This window comes from Bradyrhizobium sp. SZCCHNS2022 (assembly GCF_032377575.1).
Taxonomy (GTDB): domain Bacteria; phylum Pseudomonadota; class Alphaproteobacteria; order Rhizobiales; family Xanthobacteraceae; genus Bradyrhizobium; species Bradyrhizobium aeschynomenes.
Window position 1 is genome coordinate 4,020,125 of record NZ_JAUHHZ010000001.1, and the last position, 25,759, is coordinate 4,045,883.

Annotated in this window: 24 protein-coding genes and 1 tRNA gene; 10 read left to right on the plus strand and 15 right to left on the minus strand. The window is 65.2% G+C overall.

What is annotated here, in order from left to right; translation table 11 throughout:
• Window positions 1-62: 62 nt before the first annotated feature.
• Window positions 63-1,337 carry a DUF2130 domain-containing protein gene (locus QXZ94_RS18090; protein WP_315721547.1) on the plus strand — a complete coding sequence of 425 codons (1,275 nt, stop codon included), beginning with the start codon at window positions 63-65 and terminating at the stop codon, window positions 1,335-1,337.
• Between the two features lie 38 nt (window positions 1,338-1,375).
• Here QXZ94_RS18090 and QXZ94_RS18095 read toward each other — a convergent pair whose 3' ends face one another.
• The 7 genes from QXZ94_RS18095 to QXZ94_RS18125 all read right to left on the minus strand — a co-directional run bounded on the left by QXZ94_RS18095 (window position 1,376) and on the right by QXZ94_RS18125 (window position 9,693).
• Window positions 1,376-2,065, minus strand: coding sequence for a response regulator transcription factor (locus QXZ94_RS18095; protein ID WP_315721548.1), 690 nt, complete (start codon window positions 2,063-2,065; stop codon window positions 1,376-1,378).
• Window positions 2,062-4,779, minus strand: coding sequence for a sensor histidine kinase KdpD (locus QXZ94_RS18100; protein WP_315721549.1), 2,718 nt, complete (start codon window positions 4,777-4,779; stop codon window positions 2,062-2,064). Before QXZ94_RS18100 ends, QXZ94_RS18095 begins: the two co-directional genes overlap by 4 nt.
• A gap of 53 nt (window positions 4,780-4,832) precedes the next feature.
• The gene (locus QXZ94_RS18105; protein WP_315721550.1) at window positions 4,833-5,438 is read right to left on the minus strand and encodes a K(+)-transporting ATPase subunit C; all 606 of its coding nucleotides are present in this window, start codon (window positions 5,436-5,438) and stop codon (window positions 4,833-4,835) included.
• A gap of 121 nt (window positions 5,439-5,559) precedes the next feature.
• Window positions 5,560-7,677: a potassium-transporting ATPase subunit KdpB gene (gene kdpB / locus QXZ94_RS18110; RefSeq protein ID WP_315721551.1), complete on the minus strand. Its 2,118-nt coding sequence runs from the start codon at window positions 7,675-7,677 to the stop codon at window positions 5,560-5,562.
• Between the two features lie 16 nt (window positions 7,678-7,693).
• The gene (gene kdpA / locus QXZ94_RS18115) at window positions 7,694-9,397 is read right to left on the minus strand and encodes a potassium-transporting ATPase subunit KdpA (RefSeq protein ID WP_315721552.1); all 1,704 of its coding nucleotides are present in this window, start codon (window positions 9,395-9,397) and stop codon (window positions 7,694-7,696) included.
• Between the two features lie 34 nt (window positions 9,398-9,431).
• Window positions 9,432-9,521, minus strand: coding sequence for a K(+)-transporting ATPase subunit F (locus tag QXZ94_RS18120; RefSeq protein WP_006614032.1), 90 nt, complete (start codon window positions 9,519-9,521; stop codon window positions 9,432-9,434).
• A 10-nt stretch (window positions 9,522-9,531) separates the two neighbouring features.
• Window positions 9,532-9,693 carry a hypothetical protein gene (locus QXZ94_RS18125; protein ID WP_315721553.1) on the minus strand — a complete coding sequence of 54 codons (162 nt, stop codon included), beginning with the start codon at window positions 9,691-9,693 and terminating at the stop codon, window positions 9,532-9,534.
• A 266-nt stretch (window positions 9,694-9,959) separates the two neighbouring features.
• Here QXZ94_RS18125 and QXZ94_RS18130 point away from each other — a divergent pair, with 266 nt between their 5' ends.
• From QXZ94_RS18130 to QXZ94_RS18140, 3 genes are all read left to right on the plus strand, one after another.
• A complete protein-coding gene (locus QXZ94_RS18130; RefSeq protein ID WP_315721554.1) occupies window positions 9,960-10,412 on the plus strand; it encodes a hypothetical protein in 453 nt (150 codons plus the stop codon).
• A gap of 18 nt (window positions 10,413-10,430) precedes the next feature.
• Window positions 10,431-10,715 carry a hypothetical protein gene (locus QXZ94_RS18135; protein WP_315721555.1) on the plus strand — a complete coding sequence of 95 codons (285 nt, stop codon included), beginning with the start codon at window positions 10,431-10,433 and terminating at the stop codon, window positions 10,713-10,715.
• A gap of 127 nt (window positions 10,716-10,842) precedes the next feature.
• On the plus strand, window positions 10,843-11,118 hold the full coding sequence (locus QXZ94_RS18140; RefSeq protein ID WP_315721556.1) for a hypothetical protein: 276 nt from the start codon (window positions 10,843-10,845) through the stop codon (window positions 11,116-11,118).
• 195 nt (window positions 11,119-11,313) lie between these two features.
• Here QXZ94_RS18140 and QXZ94_RS18145 read toward each other — a convergent pair whose 3' ends face one another.
• The 3 genes from QXZ94_RS18145 to mobB form a co-directional block, all read right to left on the minus strand.
• Entirely contained in the window at window positions 11,314-12,969 is a 1,656-nt protein-coding gene (locus tag QXZ94_RS18145) for an OFA family MFS transporter (protein WP_315721557.1), read from the minus strand.
• Between the two features lie 738 nt (window positions 12,970-13,707).
• Window positions 13,708-13,944, minus strand: a complete 237-nt coding sequence (locus tag QXZ94_RS18150; RefSeq protein ID WP_315726356.1) for a sulfurtransferase TusA family protein — start codon at window positions 13,942-13,944, stop codon at window positions 13,708-13,710.
• Window positions 13,945-14,048: 104 nt separating this feature from the next.
• Window positions 14,049-14,582 (minus strand): molybdopterin-guanine dinucleotide biosynthesis protein B, encoded by a 534-nt coding sequence (mobB, locus tag QXZ94_RS18155; protein ID WP_315721558.1) that lies wholly within the window; start codon window positions 14,580-14,582, stop codon window positions 14,049-14,051.
• A gap of 182 nt (window positions 14,583-14,764) precedes the next feature.
• Between mobB and mobA the strand changes: the two genes are divergently transcribed.
• The 5 genes from mobA to QXZ94_RS18180 all read left to right on the plus strand — a co-directional run bounded on the left by mobA (window position 14,765) and on the right by QXZ94_RS18180 (window position 18,718).
• Window positions 14,765-15,394: a molybdenum cofactor guanylyltransferase MobA gene (gene mobA / locus QXZ94_RS18160; RefSeq protein ID WP_409998755.1), complete on the plus strand. Its 630-nt coding sequence runs from the start codon at window positions 14,765-14,767 to the stop codon at window positions 15,392-15,394.
• Between the two features lie 9 nt (window positions 15,395-15,403).
• On the plus strand, window positions 15,404-15,994 hold the full coding sequence (locus QXZ94_RS18165) for a cation transporter (RefSeq protein WP_315721559.1): 591 nt from the start codon (window positions 15,404-15,406) through the stop codon (window positions 15,992-15,994).
• 177 nt (window positions 15,995-16,171) lie between these two features.
• Window positions 16,172-17,407 carry an ABC transporter substrate-binding protein gene (locus QXZ94_RS18170; RefSeq protein WP_315721560.1) on the plus strand — a complete coding sequence of 412 codons (1,236 nt, stop codon included), beginning with the start codon at window positions 16,172-16,174 and terminating at the stop codon, window positions 17,405-17,407.
• Between the two features lie 84 nt (window positions 17,408-17,491).
• The gene (locus QXZ94_RS18175; protein ID WP_315721561.1) at window positions 17,492-18,457 is read left to right on the plus strand and encodes a tripartite tricarboxylate transporter substrate binding protein; all 966 of its coding nucleotides are present in this window, start codon (window positions 17,492-17,494) and stop codon (window positions 18,455-18,457) included.
• A gap of 185 nt (window positions 18,458-18,642) precedes the next feature.
• A tRNA-Ile gene (locus QXZ94_RS18180) sits at window positions 18,643-18,718 on the plus strand.
• A gap of 582 nt (window positions 18,719-19,300) precedes the next feature.
• Here the strand turns inward: QXZ94_RS18180 and QXZ94_RS18185 are convergent.
• The 5 genes from QXZ94_RS18185 to QXZ94_RS18205 form a co-directional block, all read right to left on the minus strand.
• The gene (locus QXZ94_RS18185; protein ID WP_315721562.1) at window positions 19,301-19,777 is read right to left on the minus strand and encodes a response regulator; all 477 of its coding nucleotides are present in this window, start codon (window positions 19,775-19,777) and stop codon (window positions 19,301-19,303) included.
• A gap of 137 nt (window positions 19,778-19,914) precedes the next feature.
• Entirely contained in the window at window positions 19,915-20,631 is a 717-nt protein-coding gene (locus QXZ94_RS18190) for a response regulator (protein WP_315721563.1), read from the minus strand.
• Window positions 20,628-23,633, minus strand: coding sequence for an ATP-binding protein (locus QXZ94_RS18195; protein WP_315721564.1), 3,006 nt, complete (start codon window positions 23,631-23,633; stop codon window positions 20,628-20,630). Before QXZ94_RS18195 ends, QXZ94_RS18190 begins: the two co-directional genes overlap by 4 nt.
• 88 nt (window positions 23,634-23,721) lie before the next feature.
• Window positions 23,722-24,396, minus strand: a complete 675-nt coding sequence (locus tag QXZ94_RS18200; protein WP_315721565.1) for a LuxR C-terminal-related transcriptional regulator — start codon at window positions 24,394-24,396, stop codon at window positions 23,722-23,724.
• Complete coding sequence (locus QXZ94_RS18205) at window positions 24,393-24,854, minus strand: response regulator (protein WP_315721566.1); 462 nt, start codon at window positions 24,852-24,854, stop codon at window positions 24,393-24,395. Before QXZ94_RS18205 ends, QXZ94_RS18200 begins: the two co-directional genes overlap by 4 nt.
• Before the next feature lie 308 nt (window positions 24,855-25,162).
• Here QXZ94_RS18205 and QXZ94_RS18210 point away from each other — a divergent pair, with 308 nt between their 5' ends.
• A complete protein-coding gene (locus QXZ94_RS18210; RefSeq protein WP_315721567.1) occupies window positions 25,163-25,525 on the plus strand; it encodes a hypothetical protein in 363 nt (120 codons plus the stop codon).
• The last annotated feature ends 234 nt before the right edge of the window (window positions 25,526-25,759 follow it).

Genomic DNA, 25,759 nt, shown 5'->3' on the forward strand with positions numbered 1-25,759 from the left:
CGCGTGGGTTAAACGCCACGCGGCGGCCGGTTAGATTCGGTCTCCATGGAGAGATGCGAATCATGACCGATCCCCAGATCGTCTGCCCCTCCTGCCGCACCGAGATCAAGCTGACCGAGCAGCTCGCCGCGCCCCTGATCGCGGAGACGCGCCGGCAGTTCGAGAAGCAGCTCCAGGCGAAGGAGGCCGATTTCGGCCGTCGCGAGGCGCAGCTCAAGGCAGCGCAGGAGCAGATCGCGCAGGCCAAGGCCGCGATCGATCAGCAGGTCGCCGCCAAGCTGAAGGCCGAGCGTGCGGCCATCGCGCAAGCGGAGGCCGAGAAGGCGCGCCAGGCCGTCGCCGACGAGATGGGCAATCGCGACCGCCAGCTCGCCGAGCTGCACGAGGCCATCGTCAGCAAGGACGCCAAGCTCGCCGATGCGCAGAAGGCGCAGGCCGAGATGATGCGCAAGCAGCGCGAGCTCGACGAGGCCCGTCGCGAGCTCGATCTCACCATCGAGACCAAGGTGCAGGAGTCGCTGGTTGCCGTGCGCGACAAGGCCCGGCTCGAGGCGGAGGAGTCGCTGAAGGCCAAGGTCGCCGAGAAGGAGACCCAGATCGCCGGCATGCAGCGCCAGATCGAGGAGCTTCGCCGCAAGGCCGAGCAAGGCTCGCAGCAGCTGCAGGGCGAGGCGCTGGAGATCGAGCTGGAGTCGCAGCTGCGCGCGCGCTTTCCGCGCGACCTCGTCGAGCCCGTGCCGAAGGGCGAGTTCGGCGGCGACGTCATCCATCGCGTGGTCGGCCCAGGCGGCCAGGCCTGCGGCGCGATCCTGTGGGAATCCAAGCGCACCAAGAACTGGAGCGATGGCTGGCTCGTCAAGCTGCGCGACGACCAGCGCGCGGCCAAGGCCGACATCGCGCTGATCGTCTCGACCGCGTTGCCCAAGGGTGTCGACGGCTTCGACCTCATCGACGGCGTCTGGGTCGCCGAGCCGCGCTTCGCGCTGCCGCTGTCGCTCGCCCTACGACAGTCCTTGATCGACGTCGCCTGCAGCAAGCTCGCGCAGGAGGGCCAGCAGACCAAGATGGAGATGGTTTACGCCTATCTCACCGGGCCGCGATTCCGCCACCGCATCGACGCCATCGTCGAGCGCTTTTCCGAGATGCAGTCGGATCTCGACCGCGAGCGCAAGACCATGATGCGGCTCTGGGCCAAGCGCGAAGAGCAGCTGCGCGGCGTGCTGGATTCGACGGCCGGACTGTACGGCGACTTGCAGGGCATCGCCGGTCGCGCGATGCAGGAGATTGAGAGCCTCGACGTGCTGCTGATCGAGGGCAAGAGCCAGGCGGCGGAGTAGTCGGCGCGCCCGCCCTGCTCCCGTCTGATGCAGACGCGCTAATCCGGCGCGCGCAGGCGATAGCCGATGCCGGTCTCGGTCAGCACGAATTGCGGCCGCTCGGGGTCCGCCTCGATTTTCTGCCGGAGCTGGCGGACATAGACGCGCAGATATTGGGCGTCGGTGAGCTCATCCCACAATTCCTTGAGCAGGAAGCGATGTGTCAGCACCTTGCCGGCGTGCTGCACCAGGACGCGCAGCAGGTCGTACTCCTTCGGCGACAGCTTGATCTCGCGCTCGCCGAGCTTGACGATGCGGCGCACGAGATCGACCGAGAGATCACCGGTGCGGAACACCGGGCGCTCGCCCTGCGCCTGCAACTGGTGACGCAGCGCGGCGCGCAGCCGCGCCAGCAGCTCGTCCATGCCGAACGGTTTTGTCACGTAGTCGTCGGCGCCGAGATCGAGGGCCTTGACCTTGCCGGCCTCGTCGCCGCGGCTCGACAACACGACGATCGGAATGCTGTCGTTGCGCGCCCGGATGGTGCGCAGCAGCTCGTGACCGTCGATGTCGGGCAGCCCCAAATCGAGAATGATCAGGGCGGGACCTTCCGCGAGTTTTTCCAGCGCGACCTTGCCGCTCGGCGCCTCCAGGATCTCATAGCCCTGCGTCGCCAGCCCCATCCGCAACAACTTGCGGATCGGCGGCTCGTCGTCGATCGCCAGGACCTTGATGGGAGCGCCTGTCATGCGGCCGTGTCCAGGGGTCTGGCCTGCGCCGGCACCGGCAGGCGGATGGTGAGGATGGCGCCGCGCCGATCGGTGCGGTTGCCGGCGAAGATGCGGCCGTGCATCGCCTCGATGAAACCGCGCGAGATCGCAAGTCCCAATCCGGTGCCGGGCCGCACCTGGTCGCCCTTCTGCACGCGATAGAACTTGTCGAACACGTGCTCGACCTCATCAGCGGGAATGCCGTCGCCTTCGTCACGGATGTCGAGCACGACCCAGTTGCCGTCCCTGATGGCGCGGATCGCGATCGACGTGTCGGCCGGGGCGTACTTCGCGGCATTGTCGAGCAGGTTGAACAGCACCTGCTCGAACAGCACGGCATCGACCTCGACCATCGGCAGGTCGGCCGTCATTTCGAGCGACACGTGGTGGCCGGCGAGGATCTTGCTCGCCCGCCGCAACGCGCTGCCGACGATCTCGCCGATATCATGCAGCGCCGCGTTCGGCACGATCGCGCCGGACTCGAGTTTCGTCATGTCGAGCAGATTGGCGATGAAGCGGTTCAGCCGCTCGGACTCGTCGATGACGGTGGCCAGCAGGTCGAGCTTCTCCTTGTCCGAAAGCCGCGTCGCGAGATCGCGCATCGTCGAGGCGGCGCCGAGCACCGAGGCGAGCGGCGTCTTGAGGTCGTGCGAGATCGAGGTCAAGAGCGCCGAGCGCAGCCGGTCCTGCTCCATGGTGCGCTTGACCTTGTCCATGTCCTCGACCAGCAGCACCCGCTCGATCGCGAGCGCGCCCTGATCGACCAGCGCGTCGAGCAGCCGGCGCTGGTCGGGCGTCAGCAGCGGCCCGCTGCGATCATCGTCGATGCCGATGACGCCGATCGAGCCGCGCCCCGTGCGCATCGGCAGGAACAGGCGCTTGGCGCCCGGTAGCGTGTCGGACCCGCGGCCGGCCGCGCGGTCGTTGCTCCACGCCCAGCTCGCCGCCGCGAGATCGGCATCGTCGAGCTGATCCTCCGGCGGATAGCCCGCCATCACCGTGAGCTTGCCATCCTGCGGCAGCAGCAGCACGACGCGGACCTTCAGCATGAGCGCAGCCTGATAGGCCGTGGCCCACAGCACGTCATCGAGGGTCGCGGTGCCGGCAAGCTTCCGGCTGAAGGCATAGAGCTGCTCGGTGGTCCGGACACGGTAGGTGGCGGCGTCAGCCTGAACGCGCACGCGCGCGGCAACATTGGACACCAGGATCGCGATCAGCATGAAGAAGAAGAATGCACCGATGTTGGTCGGATCGGTGATCGTGAACGTATACAGCGGCGGCAGGAAGAAGAAGTTGTAGCAGAGCGAGGCGGCGAGGCTCGCCAGCAGTGACGGCCACAGACCATAGCGCGCGGCGACGCCGACCACCGCCGTGAGGAACACCAGATCGACGTTCTCGATGCCGAAGAAGGGTTGAATCAGCTCGGCCAAACCGAGCCCGACGGCCGTGATCAGCAGCGCCTTCAGATAGGGCTTCGGCTGCAGCGGCTCGCTGCGCGGGCGCGTCTGCACCGAGGTGCCCGCGGCGTCCGGCGCCTCCTCGCCGGCGATGACGTGGATGCTGATGTTGCCGGCGCGCCGGACGAGATCATGCACCACCGAGCCCCTGATCATCTCGAACAGGCGAGAACGGCTGGACTTGCCGATAATGATCTGGGTGACGTTATTGGACTGCGCAAAGCCGATGATGTCGTCAGCGATGCGACGGCCGACGCCGGGGATCGTCAGCGCCTCAGCGCCGAGGCTCTCCGCCAGCCGCAGCGTGTCGGCGAGCCGGTCGCGCTGCTTGTCGGTGAGTTGGAGATTGCGCCGGGTCTCGATCGTCACCGCGGTCCATGGCGCATGGACGCGGTCGGCGAGCCGTTTGGTGTAGCGCACGAGGCTCATCGCGCGCGGATCTTCCGACACGCAGACGAGAATGCGCTCGCCGGCGGCCCAGGGCCCGGCGATGGCGTTGGCCTGCATGTGGGTGAGCAGTTGCTCGTCGACGCGCTCGGCGGTCCGGCGCAGCGCCAGCTCGCGCAGCGCGGTCAGGTTGCCGGGCGAGAAATAGTGCTCCAGCGCACGCTCGGCCTGCTTGGGCACATAGACCTTGCCCTCCTTCAGCCGCTGGATCAGATCGTCGGGGGTGAGATCGATCAGCTCGATGGCATCGGCGCGGTCGAGGATCGAGTCCGGCACGGTCTCGCGCACGCGCACATGGGTGATCTGGGCGACGACGTCGTTCAGGCTCTCGATGTGCTGGACGTTGACCGCCGTGTAGACATCGATGCCGTGCGACAGCAGTTCCTCGACGTCGAGATAGCGCTTGGGATGCCGGCTGCCGGCGACGTTGGTGTGCGCGAGCTCGTCGACGAGCGCGAGCCTCGGCCGCCGCGCAATCACGGCGTCGAGGTCCATCTCCTCGACGACCTGGTCCTTGTAGGAGATGCGCTTGCGCGGGATGACCTCGAGGCCGCGCACCAGCGCCTCGGTCTCGATGCGGCCATGGGTCTCGACGAAGCCGATGACGACGTCGACGCCGGCCCTCATCCTGGCATGCGCGCTCGACAGCATCTCGTAGGTCTTGCCGACGCCGGGCGCGGCGCCGACGAAGATCTTGAGCTTGCCGGCAGGACTATCCTCCCGCCGGGCCGCTTCGAGCAGGGCCTCCGGCGAGGGACGTTGGTCAGGATCGCGGCGTTGCTGGGCCATGCGGCATTATAGACGGAGGGACCTCGGCGCCAAGGCCAGGGCGTAGAGCGGCCTCATTGCGCCTTGGCGGCGTCGAGCGCCAGATTGAGCGCAAGCACGTTAACGCGGGGTTCGCCAAGCAGCCCGATCAGCCGCCCTTCCGTGGTGCTCGCAACCAGCGCCCGCACGCGATCCTCGGGAATGCCGCGCGCTCTGGCCACCCGCGGCACCTGGAACAGCGCTGCCTCCGGCGAGATGTCAGGGTCGAGCCCGCTCGCCGACGTGGTCACCAGGTCGACCGGTACGGCCTGCGCGGGATTCTCGGCCTTGAGCTTGTCGACGTCCTCCTTGACACGTTCGGCGAGCGCCTTGCTGGTCGGGCCGAGATTGGAGCCTGCGGAATTGGCGGCATTGTAGGGCGCCGGCACGGTCTTGGTGGCATCGTTCGGATCGGCGGCCGAGGTCACGGACGGACGGCCATGGAAGTATCTGTCGTCCTTGAACTCCTGGCCGATCAGCGCCGAGCCGATCACCTGGCCGTTGCGCGTGATGAGACTGCCTTCGGCCTGCGCCGGGAAGATGGTGCCGGCGACGACGGTCATGGAAAGCGGATAGAGCAGGCCCGTGATGAGCGTGAGGGCGAGCAGGACGAAGATGGCGGGACGGATTTCTTTGAGCATTGTGTATCTCCGAGTTCTCGGCCGTCATTGCGAGGAGCGAAGCGACGAAGCAATCCAGAGTCGTGTAGGTCGAGACAGTTCTGGATTGCTTCGCTTCGCTCGCAATGACGGCGGTTAGGCTTCAAGCCAGATGCAAGGCGGTCACGATCAAATCGATCGCCTTGATGCCGATGAAGGGGATGATGATGCCCCCTAAGCCGTAGATCAGCATGTTGCGGCCGAGCAGCGCGCCGGCGCCGATGGCGCGGTAGGCGACACCCTTCAGCGCCAGCGGAATCAGCGCGATGATGACGAGCGCGTTGAAGATGATCGCCGACAGGATCGCGCTCTGCGGGCTGGCGAGATTCATGACGTTCAGCACGTTGAGCTGCGGATAGAACGCCAGGAACATCGCCGGGATGATGGCAAAGTACTTGGCGACGTCATTGGCGATCGAGAACGTGGTCAGCGCGCCTCGCGTCATCAGCAACTGCTTTCCGATCTCGACGACCTCGATCAGCTTGGTCGGGTTGGAGTCGAGGTCGACCATGTTGCCGGCCTCGCGCGCAGCCTGCGTGCCGGTGTTCATGGCGACGCCGACATCGGCCTGCGCCAGCGCCGGCGCGTCGTTGGTGCCGTCGCCGCACATCGCCACCAGCTTGCCCTTGGCCTGCTCGTCGCGGATCAGCTTGAGCTTGTCCTCGGGCGTCGCCTGCGCCAGGAAGTCGTCGACGCCGGCTTCGGCAGCGATCGCGGCCGCGGTCATCGGGTTGTCGCCGGTGATCATGATGGTGCGAATGCCCATGCGGCGCAGCTCGGCGAAGCGCTCCCGGATGCCGCCCTTGACGATGTCCTTGAGCTGGATGACGCCGAGCAGGCGCCCGTCCCTGGCGACCGCGAGCGGCGTGCCGCCGGACTTGGCGATCTCGTCGGCGATCCCGCGGATCTCGCGGGCGAGCTCGCTTTCAGCCGGTTGGACCGCGCGCACCGTGTTGCCTGAGGCAACCTGCGTCGTGCCGCCACTGAGATAGCTCAGGATCGCATCGACCGCGCCCTTGCGCACCGTCGAGCCGCCGGCATCGACGCCACTCATGCGGGTCTGCGCCGTGAACGGCACGAAAGTGGCGTCGAGCTCGGCCATGTCGCGGCCACGGATGCCATGCTTCTCCTTGGCCAGCACCACGATGGAACGGCCTTCCGGCGTCTCGTCGGCAAGCGAGGCGAGCTGGGCGGCGTCGGCGAGCTCCTGCTCGCTCACGCCCCTGACCGGCCGGAACGCGGTCGCCTGGCGATTGCCGAGCGTGATGGTGCCGGTCTTGTCGAGCAGCAGGGTGTCGACGTCGCCGGCGGCCTCGACGGCGCGGCCGGACATCGCCAGCACGTTGAAGCGCACCAGGCGATCCATGCCGGCGATGCCGATCGCCGACAGCAGCGCGCCGATCGTGGTCGGAATCAACGTCACGAACAGCGCCACCAGCACGACGACCGAGATCGAGCCGCCAGCATAGGCGGCATAGCTCGGGATCGTGACCGTCGCGAACACGAAGATGATGGTGAGGCCGGCAAGCAGGATGTTCAGCGCGATCTCGTTCGGCGTCTTCTGCCGCTCGGCGCCCTCGACCAGCTTGATCATGCGGTCGATGAAGGTCGATCCCTGCGCGGCCGTGATGCGCACGCGGATCCAGTCCGACAGCACCTGCGTGCCGCCGGTCACCGCGGAGCGGTCGCCGCCGGATTCGCGAATGACCGGCGCGGACTCGCCGGTGATGGCGGCCTCGTTCACCGAGGCGACGCCTTCGATCACCTCGCCGTCCGAGGGAATCGTGTCCCCCGCCTCGACCAGCACGATGTCGCCGACCTTGAGGCTCGTGCCCGGGATGAGCTTGTAGCTGTGATCGGACGTCCCAGAGCCGGTCAGCAGCTTGGCCTGGCTCTCGGTACGGGTCTTGCGCAGCGAATCCGCCTGCGCCTTGCCGCGCCCTTCGGCGACGGCCTCGGCGAAATTGGCGAACAGCACGGTGAACCACAGCCAGAGAATGATCTGGAAGGTGAAGCCGAGATTGGCCCCGCCGGTGACGACGTCGCGCAGGAAGATCACCGTGGTGAGCGCGGCGACGACCTCGACCACGAACATCACGGGGTTCTTGATCATCAGCCGCGGATCGAGCTTGACGACCGCGGCCTTGATGGCCGGCAGCACGATCTTGGCATCGAGCATCGTCGACATCGACGAGCGCGCCTGCAGTTTGACGGTTTCCATGGAGGTTGCTCCGAGATCAGAACACGGTGCCGGCGGTCATCGCGAGATGCTCGACGATCGGACCCAAGGCGAGAGCGGGAAAGAAGGTGAGGCCGCCGATGATCAGGATGACGCCGACGACCAGGCCGACGAACAGGCCGCCGGTCGTCGGCAAGGTACCGGCCGACGGCGGGATCGACTTCTTCTCGGCCAGCGAGCCGGCGATCGCCATCGCCGGGATGATCATGAAGAAGCGGCCGACGAACATCGAGGAGGCGAGCGTCAGATTGTAGAAGAAGGTGTTGCCGGTGAGGCCGCCGAAGGCCGAGCCGTTGTTGGCGGTCGCGGAGGTGAAGGCGTAGAGCACCTCGGTGAAGCCGTGCGGGCCGGCATTGGCCATCGATGCAACAGCCGACGGTAGCACCACCGCGACCGCGGTCCAGCCGAGATACATCAACGGCAGGACGAGAATCGCCAGCATAGCCATCTTGACCTCGCGGGCCTCGATCTTCTTGCCGACATATTCCGGCGTGCGCCCGACCATCAGGCCGGCGACGAAGATCGCGAGCACGACGAACAGCAGCATGCCGTAGAGGCCGGCGCCGACGCCGCCGATGATGATCTCGCCAAGCTGCATGTTGATCAGCGGGATCATGCCACCGAGCGCGGTGAAGCTGTCATGCATCGCGTTGACCGCGCCGCAGGATGCGGCCGTGGTGATCACGGCGAACAGCGAGGAGGCGACGATGCCGAAGCGGACCTCCTTGCCTTCCATGTTGCCGCCGGTCAGGCCGAGCGCGTTCAACGTCGACGTGCCATTGGCCTCGGCCCAGTAGGTGATGGCGACGCCGGCGATGAACAGCACGCCCATCACAGCAAGGATCGCCCAGCCCTGGCGCTGATTTCCGACCATGCGGCCGAACACGTTGGTGAGCGCGGCGCCGAGCGTGAAGATCGAGAGCATCTGGATGAAGTTCGACAGCGCGGTCGGGTTCTCGAACGGATGCGCGGCATTGGCGTTGAAGAAGCCGCCGCCATTGGTGCCGAGCATCTTGATCGCAACCTGCGAGGCGACCGGGCCGACCGCGATGGTCTGCTTGGCGCCCTCCAACGTCGTCGCTTCGACGTACGGCCCGAGGGTCTGCGGGATGCCTTGCCAGACGAGGAACAGCGTGTAGAGAACGCAGAGCGGCAGCAGCACATAGAGCGTGCAGCGCGTTACATCCACCCAGAAATTACCGACGGTGCGCGCGGATGCGCGTGAGAAGCCGCGGATCAGCGCCATCGCCAGCACGATGCCGGTTGCAGCCGACAGGAAGTTCTGGTGGGTGAGGCCGAGCATCTGCACGAGATAGGAGACCGTGCTCTCGCCGCCGTAGTTCTGCCAGTTGGTGTTGGTCAGGAAGCTGATCGCGGTGTTGAAGGAGAGATCCTCGGCCACAGCCGATTGCCCGGCCGGATTGAACGGCAGCACGGCCTGCAGCCGCATCACGCCGTAGATGATCAGGAAGCCGCCGACATGGAACAGCAGCATCGCGACCGTGTAGGTCAGCCAATGCTGCTCGCGCCGCTCGTCGACACCGCCGATCCAGTAGATCGCGGACTCCACCGGCCGCAGCACCGGTGAGAGGAAGGTGCGCTCGCCATTGAAGACGCGCGTCATGTACCAGCCGAGCGGCTTGGCGAGCGCGACGACGACGGCGCAGTAGAGCAGGATCTGAATCCAGCCGATCACGGTCATGGGATGTTGTCCTCGAAGAGCCGACGGTCGGCGGTCAGAACCGCTCGGGCCGCAGCAAGGCGTAGGTGAGGTAGATCAGGAGGCCGAGCGACACCGCGCCGGCGAGGGAGTAGTCGACGATCATGGCGCGTCTCCTACAGCCGCTCGCAGGCATAGGTGTAGCCGATCGCGAGAGCGAAGAAGCCGGCGGCCAGCGCCAGCATAAGGATGTCCAGCATGGTGTGCTCCTCATGCGCGCGAAGGCGCGCAATGCATGGAGCGGCCGGGAGCGCCGCCGCGGCCACGATCCGTTCCATGGCGGACAGATGGCATCGGACCTCGTAGGTTTTCGAGACGGCGCCGCCGACAGAATTATAGGAATCCCATAAAGACCGCGGCATTCCCCTGCGCAAAATCGCGCGGCCGCGGCGGCGCCCGCATATGAGCGGCCACCTAGCGGAGACATCTTTATGCGCCGCCTATTTCTCCCCGCCCCCACTCGTCTCGCATTCCTACGGCGCCATCGGCCACATTGCCGGTCAGGGCCCATCGGGCCATCGCTCACCGACGAGGGGAGGCCAGCATGGCTGCCTTGACGACACGACCGGATGTGCTGGAACTGGCGCAGATCGCGCAGACCACGACGACGATGCTCACGGCTTTGCTTGGCGACGACGAGGGCCTCTCACCCTTGTCGGCGCACGGGCGGCGCCGGCAGCGGATCGCAAGATTGCTGGAAGCCGAAGCACGGATCGATGCCGCGCTGGAGTTGATCGCGCTACAATTGCCGCAATGGCAGCTCCGCCGGATTGCCTATGATGACGGCGAATGGCACTGCGCATTGTCGCAACAGCGCGAATTGCCGGACTGGCTCGATCGTTGCGCTGAAGCCCATCACAGCGATCTCGCCCTCGCCATTCTCCACGCCGCAGCCGAAGCTCGCCGTCTCGGGCCAAGCGTCTCGCCACCGGGCGCAAGGCGCGGCGTCGCGGCCGAAGCGGGGGTCGGCGACCTGCTCTGCTGCGACAATTTCTGATCCGCCGTCACGCGCGCCATGCTCATGTCCACCGAAAAGCCCGCGGAGCTTCCGGCGGCCAGGGTGCTGCTGCGATTTCTGCTGCGAATGGCAATCCTCGTCGTGTTCGCAACTTTCGGCGGCATCGGCGTCGGCCGCAGCCTCGCAGCCCTGCTGTGGATGACGACGATCCTGTGTGCCGTGCTCGCGGTGCTGCGCCGGGAGCGCGTGTTCGCCGCCAGCCTGAACCATTGGGACGAGATGATCGGCTACACCGCGCTCTACTGCGCGGTGATGGCGCTGATTCAGCGGGCAGGAAACTAAGCCCCATACGCCGCCTTTATGCGAACGCACGCGGCGTCATCTCGAATTCCTACCCCTCGCCTCGATATTTCCGACCGCGAGCGCAGGCCGCTCCGATCGGCCTGCTCACACGCAAAGGATCAGCCCCGTGAAAGGTCTCGCCCTCCCACCGCGCAACATACCCGGGCTCGCACTCGTCTTCATCGGCAGGAACAGCCAGGGACAGTGGGTCGCCCAGGAGCAGAACGGGCTCTATGGCGGCCTGTTCGTCAGCCGGGCCGAGGCGATGAAATATGCGCTGTTCGAGAACGGCCATCATCCGGAAACCATCGTCGAGCTCTCGTTTACGATCGAGCTCGATGCCGATGGCCGGCTGGCTCCGGTCGGCCTGCTGTTCGCGAGCGGTAAGCGGTCGGTCGCATGAGGAATGCTTCCACGATCATCCCCTGCGGCATGCGTCAGAGGACCGAGATCTTGGAAGGCCCGCTCGTCATCGGGAATTGAAGGCGGGGGGATGAAGGCGTGGCGCGCAGGACCGGCATTCCGGGGGCAGCGTGCAGGCTACGGACAAAAAAACGGGACGGCCGATCGGCCGCCCCGTTGCATCATCGTCTCACGATCAGAAGATCTTGACCGCGCTTTCCAGGGTCTTCCAGACGCCCCAGGCCAGGGGAACGCCGACGAAAGCCCAGAACAAGGCAGACTTGGCATCCAGGCCACCCTTGCCGATGCCGAACGACCCGTGCTGGATCGCCGACTCGTTCTTGGCGAGCTGGGCCTGATACTTCGCGACCTCGTCCGCGCTCATGTTCCACTTGTGATCCACGGGCTTGATCAGCAGGTTGCAGATCAGGCCGGCCAGGAGCATCGCGCAGAGGATATACATCGTCGTGTTGTACAGCTGGTCGCGCGGCACGCCGGCGGCGAGCTGGAACTCGCGGATGTAGTTGACCACCACCGGGCCGATGATGCCCGCGGTCGCCCAGGCCGTCAGCAGACGGCCATGGATGGCCCCCACGAACTGGGTGCCGAACAGGTCGGCCAGATAGGCCGGCACCGTCGCGAAGCCGCCGCCATACATCGAGAGGATGATGGCGAAGGCGCCGACGAACAGCAGCTTCGATCCCATCGCCGCGAAGGTCGGCGCCAGCGCGTAGAGCACGATGCCGATCAGGAAGAAGCAGTAATAGGTGGCCTTGCGGCCGATATGGTCCGACATCGACGCCCAGAAGAAGCGGCCGCCGATGTTGAACAGCGAGAGCAGGCCGGCAAAGCCTGCCGCGATACCCGCGACGGTCGCCTTCTGCGTGGCGTCGAGCTGGTTGAAGCTGACGTCAGGCAGACCGATCAGCTTGCCGGCGAAGATCTCCTGCAGCATCGGCGAGGCCATGCCGATCACGCCGATACCCGCCGACACGTTCAAGCACAGCACCCACCACACCAGCCAGAACTGCGGCGTCTTGTGCGCGTTGTTCAGATGGACGTGATGGTCGGAGATCATCGCCTTCTTGACCGCGGGCGGCGTCCAGCCTTCGGGCTGCCAGCCGACCGGGGCGACGCGATAGGCGAAGGCGCCGATCATCATGAACACGAAGTAGATCACGCCCATGGTGACGAACGTCTCCCAGACACCCACCGAGGTCGGCGTCTTGAAGTAGTTCATCAGCAGGTTGGCCAGCGGAGCGCCGATCATGGCGCCGCCGCCGAAGCCCATGATGGCCATGCCCGTCGCCATGCCGCGCCGGTCCGGGAACCATTTCACCAGGGTCGACACCGGCGAGATGTAACCGAGGCCGAGGCCGATGCCGCCGATGACGCCGGCACCGAGCCACATCATCCAGAGCTGGTGAACATAGATGCCGAGCGCCGCGATCAAGAGGCCACCGCCCCAGCAGCAGGCCGCAACGGCACCCGCCTTGCGCGGTCCGGCCCGCTCCAGCCAGCCGCCCCAGATGGCAGCGGAGCCGCCCAGCAGCACGAAGAACAGCGTGTACATCCAACCGAGGCTCGCGACCTTCCAGTCGCAGCTCGTGGTGAACAGCTCCTGCACCAGCGTCATGTCGGCGCAGACCTGGCTCTGCGTCACGCCGATCGCGCGCGACAAGGGCAGCCAGAACACCGAGAAGCCATAGGCCATGCCGATGCAGAGATGGATGCACAGCGCAGCCGGAGGAACCAGCCAGCGGTTGAATCCCGCTTTCGCGACCGTGTGCTCACGATCGAAGATCCCCGCCTGCGCGTTCGGGAGAGCCCCCGCGCTTTCAATGGTAGCCATGCATTCCTCCCCTACGGACTCCCGTCCAACGCAACGACGTCATGTTCTGTCCCCTTGATCAGAATCAATACGCTTACTCACCGTGCCCGCTATCGACGTGCCAGAGCGGCTTCGCAACGCACAAACATTGATGACTTGCTCGATGCGCATAACACCCCCCACCCGAGAGTTATGCCCCGACCATCTTCGTGCCGCGGTTCCACCTGGCCCGCTCCCCAGCGGGCATGACTCGCCTCTCGCAACCTCCGCGGAAGCGTCTCAATTGGTGCAGAACCAAGGCAAATTGTCGATAGTAAAATGGTAATAATCGGTCGAACGTCGTGGATTGATTGCACTGCAGCGTCCATGTGTTGCTAACAAACACACAAATTCACGTGCAACCGACGCCGTCGCCACTCACGGCTGTAGTCATTCTGCTCGCGATTACTTCCAGACGATCCACGGCGATACCTGAAAGAATCAACTAATGAGATCGCCGAGCGATCAGCGCTCTGCAGGTTACGGAACTGCGAGCACGCGCTCTCGAAAACGTGAAGCACGAACAACCTGTCCTTGCCTCCCAACCAGCGCGCAAGCTTTGACCGAGAACGCGGCATTGTTGTGAGCGGGCGCCGGCGCTGCTGCGACGATAGGAAGCGGCGCGCGCTGTTGACACCCCCCTCGCACGAGAGACCGCGGACGAGCTACTTAGTTCGGACAACCTGCAGCATGTGATGCGCCTGCACTCTCCTGCGTTCGTCATTCAGCCGCCGTCGCCTTCTCGATCAGGAACAGAATGCCGCGGTCGCTGCGATCGACGATCTCGACCCGATCCCCGGTCTCCCGAATCAGGTTGGGGATGTCGATCACCGCCAGCGGATCCGTGCAGCGCACTTCGAGGCGCTCCCCCGCCTGGAGCGATTGTAACGCCTTGCGGGTCTTCAGCGCCGGCAACGGACACTTCAGGCCCGTCAAATCCAGCCTCGTCATCGTCATGCGCGGGACCATGGCGAAGCAGTCCGGGCCCGTCAACCGGCTCGTAGAATGTCGTCCAGGATGCCGGAGCCGGGTTCCTGGGATACCAGAGCGACCGAGTTCCATCATGGCGCGGCAGTCCTGTCCGCGAGCGCAAGCACGTCGGCCAACGGCATGGCCAGCCGCCGGACCAGCGCTGCGATCGCCGGGATATGGTCGATATGAACCCGCGGCAAAGCCGTGTCGACATCGCCGTCGGTGACGAGGCCGACGATACCGGGATCGTCTGGAAACAGCAGCGGCTTGCCGTTGGCCGTGCGGTGCACCTCGATGCGGCGATGCGGCCCGGCCTTGTATCCCTCGATGACGACGAGATCGACGGGAGACAGCTTTGCCAGCAGTTCCGCCAGGGCGGGCTCGCCGGCGCCGCGCAGCTCGTGCATCAGCGCCCAGCGCGTGCCGGATGCAACCAGCACCTCCTCCGCGCCGGCCTCGCGATGCCGCCAGGAATCCTTGCCGGGAACGTCGACGTCGAATTTGTGATGGGCGTGCTTGATCACGGAGACACGGAGACCCTGCCCGATGAGGTGAGGAATCAGCCGCGTCAGCAGCGTGGTCTTGCCGGCGCCGCTCCACCCGGCGAGGCCGATGACGTTCATCGCAGTCTCCCAAAAGGCCCCTGATGCTCGGCACAGGCAGGCGCGTGATCAATCGATGGCCCGATGGGCTTTCGCAAAGCTCTATATCCACGGATGGCAGTGTCGTGCCAGCAGCCATGCAGACCAGGCGACGGCAGGCAAAGCGCGACTCTGCGGCGGAAGACATGATAACGGAACCGGTGATGACAGCCATGACCACGACCTCGATTCCCGGCGTGCTGCTCGCCGGCGGCCTCGCGCAGCGGATGGGCGGCGGCGACAAGCCGATGCGGCTGGTCGATGGCCGCACCATCCTGCAGCGCGTGATGGAGCGACTGGCGCCGCAGTGCAGCCGGCTGATCCTCAACGCCAATGGCGACCCCGCACGATTCGCATCCACCAGCCTGCCCGTCGTGGCGGACAGCGTGGACGGATTTAAGGGCCCTCTCGCCGGCATTCTCGCCGGTCTCGACTGGGTGGCGTCGCACATGCCGGAAACACAATGGATGCTCAGCGCCGCCGCCGATTGCCCCTTCCTGCCGCGCGATCTCGTTGCGCGCCTCGTGGCCGCGCGCGCGGCGGAGCACAGCGAGCTGGCGCTGGCTGCCTCCGGCGGCCAGCTCCATCCGGTGGTCGGCCTGTGGCCGGTCGGGCTGCGCGCGGATCTCCGTCATGCTCTGGTCAGAGACGACATCCGCAAGGTCACCCGCTTCACGGCCCGCTACGCGGTCGCAACCGTGAGCTGGCCGGTGGTGCCACTCGACCCGTTCTTCAATGCCAACACCGCCGACGATCTCGCCGAGGCGGAGCGGCTCGCCGCGCTCGACGATTGAGGTCGCCCGATGGATGATACAGCTCCCGTCCGCCGCGCCGTGCTCGCCGTCGCCGCGCTCAATCTCGGCTATTTCGGCATCGAGTTCGCGGTCGCGCTCGCGATCGGCTCGGTTGCACTGTTCGCGGACAGCGTCGACTTCCTCGAGGACGCCTCGGTCAACATCCTGATCGCGCTGGCGCTGCGCTGGAGCCCGGCCAAGCGAGCCCAGCTCGGCAAGGTGCTGGCGCTGATCCTGCTCGCGCCGGCCATCGCCGGACTGTGGACCGCGGGCGAGAAGTTCTTCACGCCCGCGGTGCCGGCGCCGCTCCCGCTCACCGTCACCGGTCTCGGCGCGCTGATCGTCAATCTCGGCTGCGCGCTGATCCTGGCGCGGGTCAGGGATCACCAGGGCAGCCTGACGCGCGCCGCCTTCCTGTCCGCGCGCAACGATGCCTATGCCAATATCGCGATCATCGCCGTCGGCCTCGTCACCGCCGGTCTCTGGCGGTCGGTGTGGCCCGACTTGATCGTCGGCGTCGGCATCGCACTCATGAACGCGGATGCCGCGCGCGAGGTGTGGGAGGCTGCACATGAGGAGCACAAGGCCGCCAAGGCGTGAGCCGCCGAGCCGCTGATCCGGCCTGGAAACAATGCCTCTGGCGTTGCAGCACACATGTCTGGCGTTGCAGCACACATGATCGCCGTCCCCATCCGTCGTCCGGCATGATTGACGGCCGGCTTGGATTGATTGCAGATAGGCTGAGCGGCCGGCAGAGCCGCAACGGACAACGGCGTGATGCCGACATCGGTGGAGGACGGATTGCAGCTCAGCTTGGTGAGAACGGCGGCGCTTGCCGCTGCCGCGCTGGTGGCCACGACGGCGGCGCAAGCTCAGATTTCCGACAACGTCGTCAAGATCGGCGTGCTCAGCGACATGAACGGACCGGCCTCGACGCCGACCGGACAGGGCTCGGTCACCGCAGCGCAGATGGCGGTGGATGATTTCGGCGGCAAGGTGCTGGACAAGCCGATCAGCGTCATCGTCGGCGACCACCAGCTCAAGCCCGACATCGGCGCGGCGCTCGCGCGGCGCTGGTACGACACCGAGCAGGTCGATCTCATCGTCGACGTCCCGGTCTCGGCGGTCGGCCTCGCGGTGCAGACCATCGCCACCGAGAAGAAGAAGCTGTTCATCACCCAGTCGACGGGGGCTGCCGATTTCCACGGCAAGTTTTGCTCGCCTTACGCGATGCAGTGGGTGTTCGACACCCGGGCGCTGGCCACCGGCACGGCGAAGGAGGTCGTCAAGCGCGGCGGCGACAGCTGGTTCTTCATCACCGACGACTACGCCTTCGGTCATTCGCTCGAGCGCGATGCATCCAGCGTCGTCACGGCCAATGGCGGCAAGGTGGTCGGCGCCGTCAGGCCGCCCTTCGCGACGCCCGATCTGTCGTCCTTCATCCTGCAGGCGCAGGCCTCCAAGGCCAAGATCATCGGCATCGCCGCCGGCCCGCCGAACAACATCAACGAGATCAAGACCGCATCCGAGTTCGGCCTGCTCAAGGGCGGCCAGCAGATGGCGGCGCTGCTGGCCTTGATCACCGACATCCATTCGCTCGGCCTGCCGGCGGCGCAGGGCCTGCTGCTGACCACCTCGTTCTACTGGGACATGGACGACAAGACCCGCGAATGGTCGAAGCGCTATTTCGCCAAGATGAACCGGATGCCGACGATGTGGCAGGCCGGCGTCTACTCCGCCGTCACGCACTATCTCAACGCCATCAAGGCCGCGGGCAGCGACGAGCCGCTCGCGGTGGCCGCCAAGATGCGCGAGACGCCGGTCGAGGACTTCTTCGCCCGCAACGGCAAGCTCCGGGCCGACAATCTGATGGTGCACGATCTGGTGCTGGCCCAGGTCAAGTCGCCGGAGGAGAGCAAATATCCGTGGGATTACTACAAGATCCTCGCGACCATCAAAGGCGATGACGCGTTCGGTCCGCCCGATCCGGCCTGCCCGCTGATCAAGAAGTGACGGCGAACTGGACACCGGCCGGCCCGGCGCGACCGGGCCGGCGCATTCGAGCTGCACAACGACAACACATGGGGGAAGACGAGCATGAAGCTGGCGCGCGCACTGCTGTTCGGATTGATCGTCACGGCGGGGCTCGCCGTCCAACCGGCTGCGGCCGCCTATCCGGACCGGCCGATCCGCTGGCTGATCGGGTTCGCTCCGGGCGGCCCGGTCGACATCGTCGCCCGCATCATGGCGCAATGGCTGTCCGACCGCCTCGGCCAGCAGGTCGTGGTCGAGAACCGCACCGGCTCGGGCGGCAACATCGCCGCCGCCGCCGCGATCAACTCGCCGCCGGACGGCTACACGCTGCTGTTCGTGGCGCCGAACAACGCGATCAGCACCTCGCTGTACAAGAAGCTGCCCTACGATTTCATCCGCGACACCGTGCCGGTCGCCAGCATCATGCAGCTCACCAACATGCTGGTGGTCAGCAACGACCTGCCGGCCAAGACGGTCAAGGAGTTCATCGACTACTGCCACGCCAATCCCGGCAAGATCGCCTTCGCCTCCTCCGGCAACGGCACCTCCGTGCACATGGCGGCCGAGCTGTTCAAGGCGATGACGAAATGCGACATGCTGCACGTGCCTTATCGGGGCTCGGCGCTGGCCTTCCCGGACATCATCTCCAACAAGGTGCAGCTGATCTTCGACAACCTGCCGACCGCGCTGGAGCAGTCCCGTGGCGGCACCGTGCGCGCGCTCGGCGTGACGTCGCCGCAGCGCTGGCCGACCGTGCCGGACGTGCCGGCGGTCGCCGAGACCGTGCCGGGCTACGAATCGGTCGGCTTCTACGGCATCTCCGCGCCGAAGGGCACGCCGCCCGAGATCGTCGAGATCCTCAACAAGGCGGTCGGGGAAGCGCTGAAGGATCCCAAGCTGGTGGCGCGGCTGGCCGAGACTGGCGGCATCCCGCGCGCCATGACCCCGGCCGAGTTCGGCAAGCTGGTCGCCGACGAGACCGAGAAGTGGCGCAAGGTGGTGGAATTCGCCGGCGTCTCGGTGGATTAGCGCCACGGCCGTCCCGGGCGCGGGTGGTCCCGATGGAGGTGCCGGCAACCGGCCAAAACGATCCGGCAGCGGCATTGCCGGATCGCCGCCGGGGCTGTAAACGAAGCCCGCACCGTCGCCGGGTCCGCCGCGCCGCTGCGGGCAGGCCCGTCCCCGCCCGCCACCGCCACGACCCCCGCGCCGCGGGGCCTGTAGCTCAATGGTTAGAGCCGGCCGCTCATAACGGTCTGGTTGCAGGTTCGAGTCCTGCCGGGCCCACCAGTAATTTCAATGGTTTGCTCGCTCGGATTTTGTCGCTTCTGCCTCGCTGCACCAGAAACCGCACCAGATACGTCCACATTTTCGTTCGTACGGAAGCCGCAAGGCTCAGCGACCACCGCTTCACGCCAGCGTCGGGAAGGCTCGACGATGTAGCAGAATTCCTGGCCGCAGAGACGCTGCCCTGCCCAACGCCAGCATTGTCACGCGCAGCAAATGAGCTAGGACAACGCCGCAAATGGGCCAGCAGGCGCGAAGGGATCGGCACATCATACGCACTGGCTCGTTCCGGCGCGCGCATATCAACACCGCGCCGTGCTACAGGCCGCTGCTGACGCCGGCGACGTTCTGATCAGCGGGTTTATGAGAGTCTGCCCGGTCAGTCTTTTTGCGCTGGCCTTTCAACGCGGCACGCACATGCTTGGTCTCCCAGGCAGATCGCCGGCAGGTCGAGACGGAGCAATTCCCCTCCGGTCCCGTGCTCTTGTTGGTCGCGACAGCATTCATCCGAAACCGCATCCCAATTCCTGGACTGTCACGGCATCGAACGCCTAGACGTGTCCGGCGATCCAGCGACGTCGGCTGCTAGCCGGTCGTGCGCCGAAGTCGACGAGCCATCCGAGGATCGATCTCAAGCAATGCGGCGTCGAGGTCCCTCCAGAAATCGGGGCCTTTCCTGACGTGGCGGGTCCCCACGCGCTCGCATCGCTGCAGCGTATGCTGATTGCTGCTGCTCGTGATGATGATCACTTTCGCCGGCGCACGATCAGCATCGAGAAGATGCCCGCAGACTGACAGGCCGTCCAGCTCCGGCATGTTGACGTCGATCACCAACACGCTTGGCTTGCCTCGCGTCGCCTTCAAGAACGCCTGAAGGCCGTCAGACGCCGTGTCCACCTCGAAGCCCAGGCGCGCGAAGTGATGTGAGAGGAGCCCGACCACCGCTGCGTCGTCATCGGCGATCAGCAGACTCGGCGCGTGGCCAAATGAGCTCGCCGTGTCGAAACCGTCGACCGATCCCCGTCCCCTGAAAGCTTCGATCAGCTGAGCAGCCTGCCGCATGTCTTCGCTCCTGTCATCGTTGCCGGATCCTGGTCAAACGCTCGCCCGGCTTCCTGGATCGAGATGACGATGTTGAGCCTAATGCTCCCTTAGCGACCGCCCAGGTATGACTACGCGGATCGACCGAACCATCAACCCTAGGCCCGCTGCAGAGACCGAGCGGCGAGAGGTGCGGGGCCACCGCACTGCTGCATCTCGACGAGCAGAGCGTCCAGCAGGCGATCCGTGTCCGCGCCGGGCCCGTCGCCGCGGATCTCGGCCAAGACGGCGTCCTCCAGATCCGCTGCCGCTTCGCTTAGTTCTGTAAAACCGTAGATGCCGCTCGCGCCGGACAGCGCATGCGCGATCACTCTGATTTGATTCAGCAGATCCGATGATCGCCCCACTGCCCCGAGCATCCTGCAGTGCTCAGAAATAGATTCGGCGTCGCGCTGGACCCTGCGCCCGAACTCGGCCCGCAAATGCTCGAGCGGATCGTACGAAGGCCGGACATAGGTCCGGAGCGATGCGGCGAGGGTCATGGGATCGAACGGTTTCTGGATCACGCCCACGGCTCCCAGCGACCGAAAGCGATCCGTTTCCCGCGCCTGGGTCCGGGCCGTCATGAAGACCACGGGGACATCGGCTGTCGCAGGGCTCTGACGCAATTGAGCCAGTGTCGCCGGCCCGTCCAGCACCGGCATCATGACATCGAGCAGGATGATGTCCGGCGCCAGCTCCGCCGCCATGGCCACAGCGTCGCGGCCCGAGCCGCAACTATGGACGATAAAATCGGGATCGAGACCAAGTGACAGCTCGACGACTTCGCGGATATCCGGCTCATCGTCGACATGCAGAATATGAATTGCGGTCATGCGACCTCCCTGACGGACAATAGAGGGGATAGCCCCAGACGATCGCGCACGATTGAGGCCAAGCGCTCGAGGGGTGATGTCTTCCTAGAAAAGGTCAATTGCTGTTGATCGTCTTCCGGCAAATTCTGATCCGAGTTGGAGAAGATGATCACCGGAATGATCTTGCCGGCGCGGTCGCGAAGATGCGGCAACAGATCCAGCCCGGGCTCCGCACCGAGCCGGACATCCACGATCGCAAGATCGATGTGTTCTGTCGCCAAGACGCGCCGCGCAGCCTCCAGGCTGCCGGCCGACACCATGTCGGCCATCGTCTCCAGCTCATGTGCGACGGCGACGAGCGTCTCCGGATCGTCATCGACATGAAGAACGCGAGGCCTCGGACGGGACGACGGCACCGTTGCAGACAGCTGCGAAACGAGTTGCTCAACGTCGATCGGGCGCCTGATCCATTGCAGGTCGCTCATCTCCCGTAGTCCGGCATCGGCCTGGCCGCCCGCGGAGGCATCGCAGGCGATGATGATCGTAGTGTTGCGTTGATGGGGAATCCGGCGAATCCGCGCCGCTACGTCGCGACATTCGATCTCGTCGAGCGGAAGGCCGATGACGATCGCTGCGTAACGGTTGGCGCTGGAGCGCAGTAACGCGGCCTGTACCGAATGCGCGAAATCCACCGTAAGACCGGCCGGTGCCAACTTCATCCGCACCGCCTGCTTGACGACCGGATCGGTCTCGCACAGCAGGATCCGTGACGGACTGCCGGTGGTGGCGATCTCGATCGCGCCTCCGACGGTATCGTCCCACATCGGCAGCTCGACGAAGAACAATGCGCCGCCGCCATCGGCATTCTCGAAGCCCGCTTTGCCTCCCAGGCGCGCCATGATCTGTTTCACAATACTGAGGCCGAGACCGGTCCCGCCTTTCTGACGCGTATCGGTCGCATCCGCCTGGGCAAACCTCTCGAACAGATGCGGCTCGAAATCCTCGGGTATGCCCGGACCGTGATCACGCACCGCAATCCGCAGGCTGTCCCCGTTGTCCTCCACCGTGACCTGCACACTCCCGCCGGCCGAAGAGAACTTGATTGCATTCGAGACCAGGTTCGCCACCGCTTGCGCCAATCTCTCCGGATCGGCATTGGCATAGACGCCCACGACACCAGCACCGAGTTCGACGCGAACGCCAACATCGTCCGCGTAGCCGCGGTTCTCCTCGACGACGCGCCCCACCAGCGATCTGACTTCAACCCGCCTGAGGTTGAATGTGTCATCGCCCGCCTCGATCCTTTCCATGTCGAGAATGTCGTTGACGAGACGTACCAAGCGCTCACTGTTGGCATGCGCGATGCTCAGCAACCGTGCCGCCGGCTCAGGGATCGTCTTGCTCCAGCATCCGACGAGCAGCCCCAATGAACCCGTGACCGATGTCAGCGGGGTCCGTAGTTCGTGGCTCACGGTCGCAACGAACTCGTCCTTCAGACGTTCGGCGCGCCGGCGCTCACTGACGTCGACGACGACGCTTAGGATCATGAGCCCCTGGCCAACCCGAATCGGATTGAGACCGACCTCAATGGGAAACTCAGTCCCGTTCTTTTTTAATCCGGTGAGCTCGCGACCGGATTCCATCTGACGGGTTTCGGGCCGCAAATTGAACGCGTGCTGGAGCACGGCGTTTCTCACGCGAGAACGCTCGGGCACCAGCATATCCACGGGTTGGCCGATCAGTTCCTGTCTGGTGTATCCGAACTGGCGTTCGAGCTCATTGTTGACCATCGAGATCCTGCCCTCGGCATCGACCATCAACATTCCGTTCGGACAGGCCTCGACCGCGAGGCGAAACATCTCATCCGCTAGATTTCTTGCCGCGATGGCCATCTCAGCGTTGTCGCGCTCAAGCGTGCGTTGATGCAGCAACCGGCGCGCCCGCTCGATCGCCACGGCAACGTCGTCAATTTCCTGAACGTGAGATCGCGCAGCGGCGGTGGTTTCGTCCGATCCCGAAGCCAGCGCCGCGGGCAGCAGGCTTCGAACGCCGCGCGCGATCCGCTTCGCCTCATACATCACCGCGATCAGTCCGACGAGTAGGACGCAGAATACGCCGGTGATGCCGTACAGGAGAATTGAGTTCGGTCGGCGATACAGATCGGAAAGCGGAATCCCGAGCGCGACCGTCCAATTGGAGCGCTCGGACCGGCCGAAGCCCACCAGTATCGGCGTCCCGTCCGCCCGATATGTGTCGACGACATTCGGCCGCGACGATTTGATGTCAGCCAGCCTCACAGGAGCAGGCCTGCCTATCAGTTCGGGATCGTGGGTCCGCGCGACGATGATGCCTGCCGAATCGGTGACGGTCGCAATCCAACCGGCCGGCAGTTTCTGGTTCGCGAACAGGCCGTTCAGCCTCTCAATGCCCAGGGCGACGCCGAGCGTGTATTTCACCTTTCCCTCTCGAAACACCGGTACATCGATGGAGAGAGCCGGTCTCTTCGACACGGCACCAATGAAGATGTCGGAGACCGACGGCTTGCCGGTTTCGAACACCTTCCTGTGGTTCGCCAGATCTGAGCGCCTGGGCAGCGGGGCGCCATAGGGCAGCGCCGTGTTGACAACCTGCTGGCCGGCCGCATCCGCCACCACCACGGCCGAACCTTCCAGATGAGGGAGGCTGCCCTTGGCCTCTTTGTAGAAGGCCCCCAGATCGTCCGTCGCGAGAGCTGCCGATTCTGCCAAGACCTGAGCCGCGGAGGACGTTCCTGCCAGATCCCTGTCGAGCGCTGCGGCGAGAGCGCGGACCGTCGCCAACGCGCCCTGGGAGGCCTGCTCGCGTTCGTGCTGGTACAGCCCCCATGCGAGTGCAGCCAGACCGACGAAGGCAGGAACCGACAGCATGAGTATGATGCGAAACAGCCTTGACTGGATCGACTGACGCGCACGCTGCGAAACACTGTGCCTGCCGGATGCCGCGATCAATGTTGTCCACGCCTCGCGTTGATCGATCGATGACATGCGCCGGATTGGCCTTGCCTGCTTCCGGCAGCCTGGATCTGGCGAGTGGCCGGCTCGGTGACGGAACGATCGATCTCGGTCTCGCCGTTCAACTTCCGCATCTGACTTTCCCGCACGGCTGCGGCGCGGCCGCCCGGCGTCGCACTGCCTTCGCCGGCAACTGACGGTCGGCTGTCTCCTGATCTTGAGCCGCCAAGCGAAGCAGGTCTGCGAGGTTCTTCGCTCCGGATTTCCGCATCAGAGCGGCCCGGTGACCTTCATACGTTCGCGGGCTGATCTGCAGCCGCGCCGCACCTTCCTTGTTCGAATACCCGTCTCGGACCAGCCCCAGAACCTCCTGCTCGCGCGTGGTCAGCGAACGCAGCCAGACTGCGTTTTGCGGAATCGGTTGTGCCTCGTCGCGGGCGTTACCGACCCGCGACCACCACCTGATGACATCACGACTTTGCGCAAATGCGGTCTGTTGCCTGAGTGGCGCCTCGAACGTATCGCCAAGCCGCTGCACCAACCTGCAGACGGCTTCGGCCTCGCGCAGCGCGTTCTCAGCGACTTCCCTCAGCGATACGCCATCATGTTCGATCTCAGGAAACCCGCCGCCGCCCTGACAAAGGTCCTCGAGATAGAGCAGAAGCGCAGTCAATGGTCCATTCAATTGGTGAGCGATCGCCGCGCCGACCTCGTTCGCGGCAATGGCACGATCGTCACGGGGCGATTTCGCCTCGGAACGTGCCGCGTCCGTCATCTCGCCGCCGAACCGGCTCATCGCAGCAGAGCTCCAGAATGAGCATGAGGGGGCAAGCTCAGATCTATGGCCTCAATCAACTGGCGGGAGGAGAACGGCTTGCGAAGATAGCACGAGGCGCCGCGTTGCAAAGCCGTGCGAAGATAGTCGATCGGCTCGAGCGAGCTACGCAACCTGAAGCCGGACATGGCGACAATGGGTATGGCTGATCGTTGCCGGATATAGGCAATCGCGTCGAGTCCGCTCATTCCGGTCATGAAGAGATCAACCAGAACCAAGTCGAAGTTCGCATGCGCGAGCGCCTGAATACCCGCATAGGCGCCCGATGCCAGTTCGGTACGACATCTGCGACGCGTCAGGAACGCCTTGATCGCCGCTCCTACGCTCTCGTCGTCGTCGATGACGAGCACTCGCAAGAACGGAGGAGCCGTGACGGCTCGATCGACTTGGATACGGGCGACCTGCCCTGACGCGTACATGGTATAACCCCAGCGGCGACAAGTTCACAGCCTCGCAACACCGCGATCTGTGCAAACAGAGGTGCTACGCCTCGGCAAAGCTATTCAGCCATATCTGACGGTGCGTTAATTTCGCTGCACGTAAAACTACCTGACCGTCCGCCCCTCCTGCCCCGAGCGGCTTCGCCTACGGATTGCTCCGGTGAGCCGTCCCATGCTCGCGCCACCGGAATGATCACGTTCGCGATCGAACGCATTGATCCTTGTGCGATGACGTGAAATTAATTCTTCGGGGAGACGCTGCTGGGATGTAGCACGAGGAGGACTGCATGACCGGCGACCAATTCGAGGCCCGCCTTGCCAAGGTGAGGCACCGCTTCGCAACCGCACTCGAAAGCAAGATCACGGCTACTCTCATCTTTGCAGACCGTATGGCACGGGGGGACGACGCCGGTGGGGCACTCGTTTCCGAATCGTATCGTCACCTGCACGGCATCTGCGGCATCGGTCCGACGGTCGGCTTCGCCGCCACCGGGCAGGCGGCCCGCGCCGCCGAAACGGCGCTGCTGCGCGCCATGGCTGAGAAGCGCAAGCCGACCAATCGCGAGATCTCGAACCTGAAGGAGGCGCTCGCTCATCTGCAATCGGCCGCAGCGTCGGAATTGCGGATGATGTATCAGCGCGGTGGATAGGAGATCCGCCCCCAAGCCAGGACGCGCCTGACGACACGTCCTGGCGCCCGCCAATTCGGGCCTCGTCGCCGGCCCCCCTCCGCGCGCGGTGTCGCTTCGCTCATTTCGCCATTTTGGAACGGCTGCCGTCAGGCAGTGAGGCCGACCTGCCTCCGCCGCCTTAGCAGCCTCGGCGGGGCAAAGGGCCAGCTATCCACATCACTCCGAGGGCGCCGGACGACGTGCATGGAAACG

Coding starts and splice junctions, on each gene's coding strand:
- QXZ94_RS18090 (WP_315721547.1), top strand. CDS start 63: ATGACCGATCCCCAGATCGTCTGCCCCTCCTGCCGCACCGAGATCAAG.
- QXZ94_RS18095 (WP_315721548.1), bottom strand. CDS start 2,065: ATGACAGGCGCTCCCATCAAGGTCCTGGCGATCGACGACGAGCCGCCG.
- QXZ94_RS18100 (WP_315721549.1), bottom strand. CDS start 4,779: ATGGCCCAGCAACGCCGCGATCCTGACCAACGTCCCTCGCCGGAGGCC.
- QXZ94_RS18105 (WP_315721550.1), bottom strand. CDS start 5,438: ATGCTCAAAGAAATCCGTCCCGCCATCTTCGTCCTGCTCGCCCTCACG.
- kdpB (WP_315721551.1), bottom strand. CDS start 7,677: ATGGAAACCGTCAAACTGCAGGCGCGCTCGTCGATGTCGACGATGCTC.
- kdpA (WP_315721552.1), bottom strand. CDS start 9,397: ATGACCGTGATCGGCTGGATTCAGATCCTGCTCTACTGCGCCGTCGTC.
- QXZ94_RS18120 (WP_006614032.1), bottom strand. CDS start 9,521: ATGATCGTCGACTACTCCCTCGCCGGCGCGGTGTCGCTCGGCCTCCTG.
- QXZ94_RS18125 (WP_315721553.1), bottom strand. CDS start 9,693: ATGGAACGGATCGTGGCCGCGGCGGCGCTCCCGGCCGCTCCATGCATT.
- QXZ94_RS18130 (WP_315721554.1), top strand. CDS start 9,960: ATGGCTGCCTTGACGACACGACCGGATGTGCTGGAACTGGCGCAGATC.
- QXZ94_RS18135 (WP_315721555.1), top strand. CDS start 10,431: ATGCTCATGTCCACCGAAAAGCCCGCGGAGCTTCCGGCGGCCAGGGTG.
- QXZ94_RS18145 (WP_315721557.1), bottom strand. CDS start 12,969: ATGGCTACCATTGAAAGCGCGGGGGCTCTCCCGAACGCGCAGGCGGGG.
- QXZ94_RS18150 (WP_315726356.1), bottom strand. CDS start 13,944: ATGACGATGACGAGGCTGGATTTGACGGGCCTGAAGTGTCCGTTGCCG.
- mobB (WP_315721558.1), bottom strand. CDS start 14,582: ATGAACGTCATCGGCCTCGCCGGGTGGAGCGGCGCCGGCAAGACCACG.
- mobA (WP_409998755.1), top strand. CDS start 14,765: ATGACAGCCATGACCACGACCTCGATTCCCGGCGTGCTGCTCGCCGGC.
- QXZ94_RS18165 (WP_315721559.1), top strand. CDS start 15,404: ATGGATGATACAGCTCCCGTCCGCCGCGCCGTGCTCGCCGTCGCCGCG.
- QXZ94_RS18170 (WP_315721560.1), top strand. CDS start 16,172: ATGCCGACATCGGTGGAGGACGGATTGCAGCTCAGCTTGGTGAGAACG.
- QXZ94_RS18175 (WP_315721561.1), top strand. CDS start 17,492: ATGAAGCTGGCGCGCGCACTGCTGTTCGGATTGATCGTCACGGCGGGG.
- QXZ94_RS18185 (WP_315721562.1), bottom strand. CDS start 19,777: ATGCGGCAGGCTGCTCAGCTGATCGAAGCTTTCAGGGGACGGGGATCG.
- QXZ94_RS18190 (WP_315721563.1), bottom strand. CDS start 20,631: ATGACCGCAATTCATATTCTGCATGTCGACGATGAGCCGGATATCCGC.
- QXZ94_RS18195 (WP_315721564.1), bottom strand. CDS start 23,633: ATGTCATCGATCGATCAACGCGAGGCGTGGACAACATTGATCGCGGCA.
- QXZ94_RS18200 (WP_315721565.1), bottom strand. CDS start 24,396: ATGAGCCGGTTCGGCGGCGAGATGACGGACGCGGCACGTTCCGAGGCG.
- QXZ94_RS18205 (WP_315721566.1), bottom strand. CDS start 24,854: ATGTACGCGTCAGGGCAGGTCGCCCGTATCCAAGTCGATCGAGCCGTC.
- QXZ94_RS18210 (WP_315721567.1), top strand. CDS start 25,163: ATGACCGGCGACCAATTCGAGGCCCGCCTTGCCAAGGTGAGGCACCGC.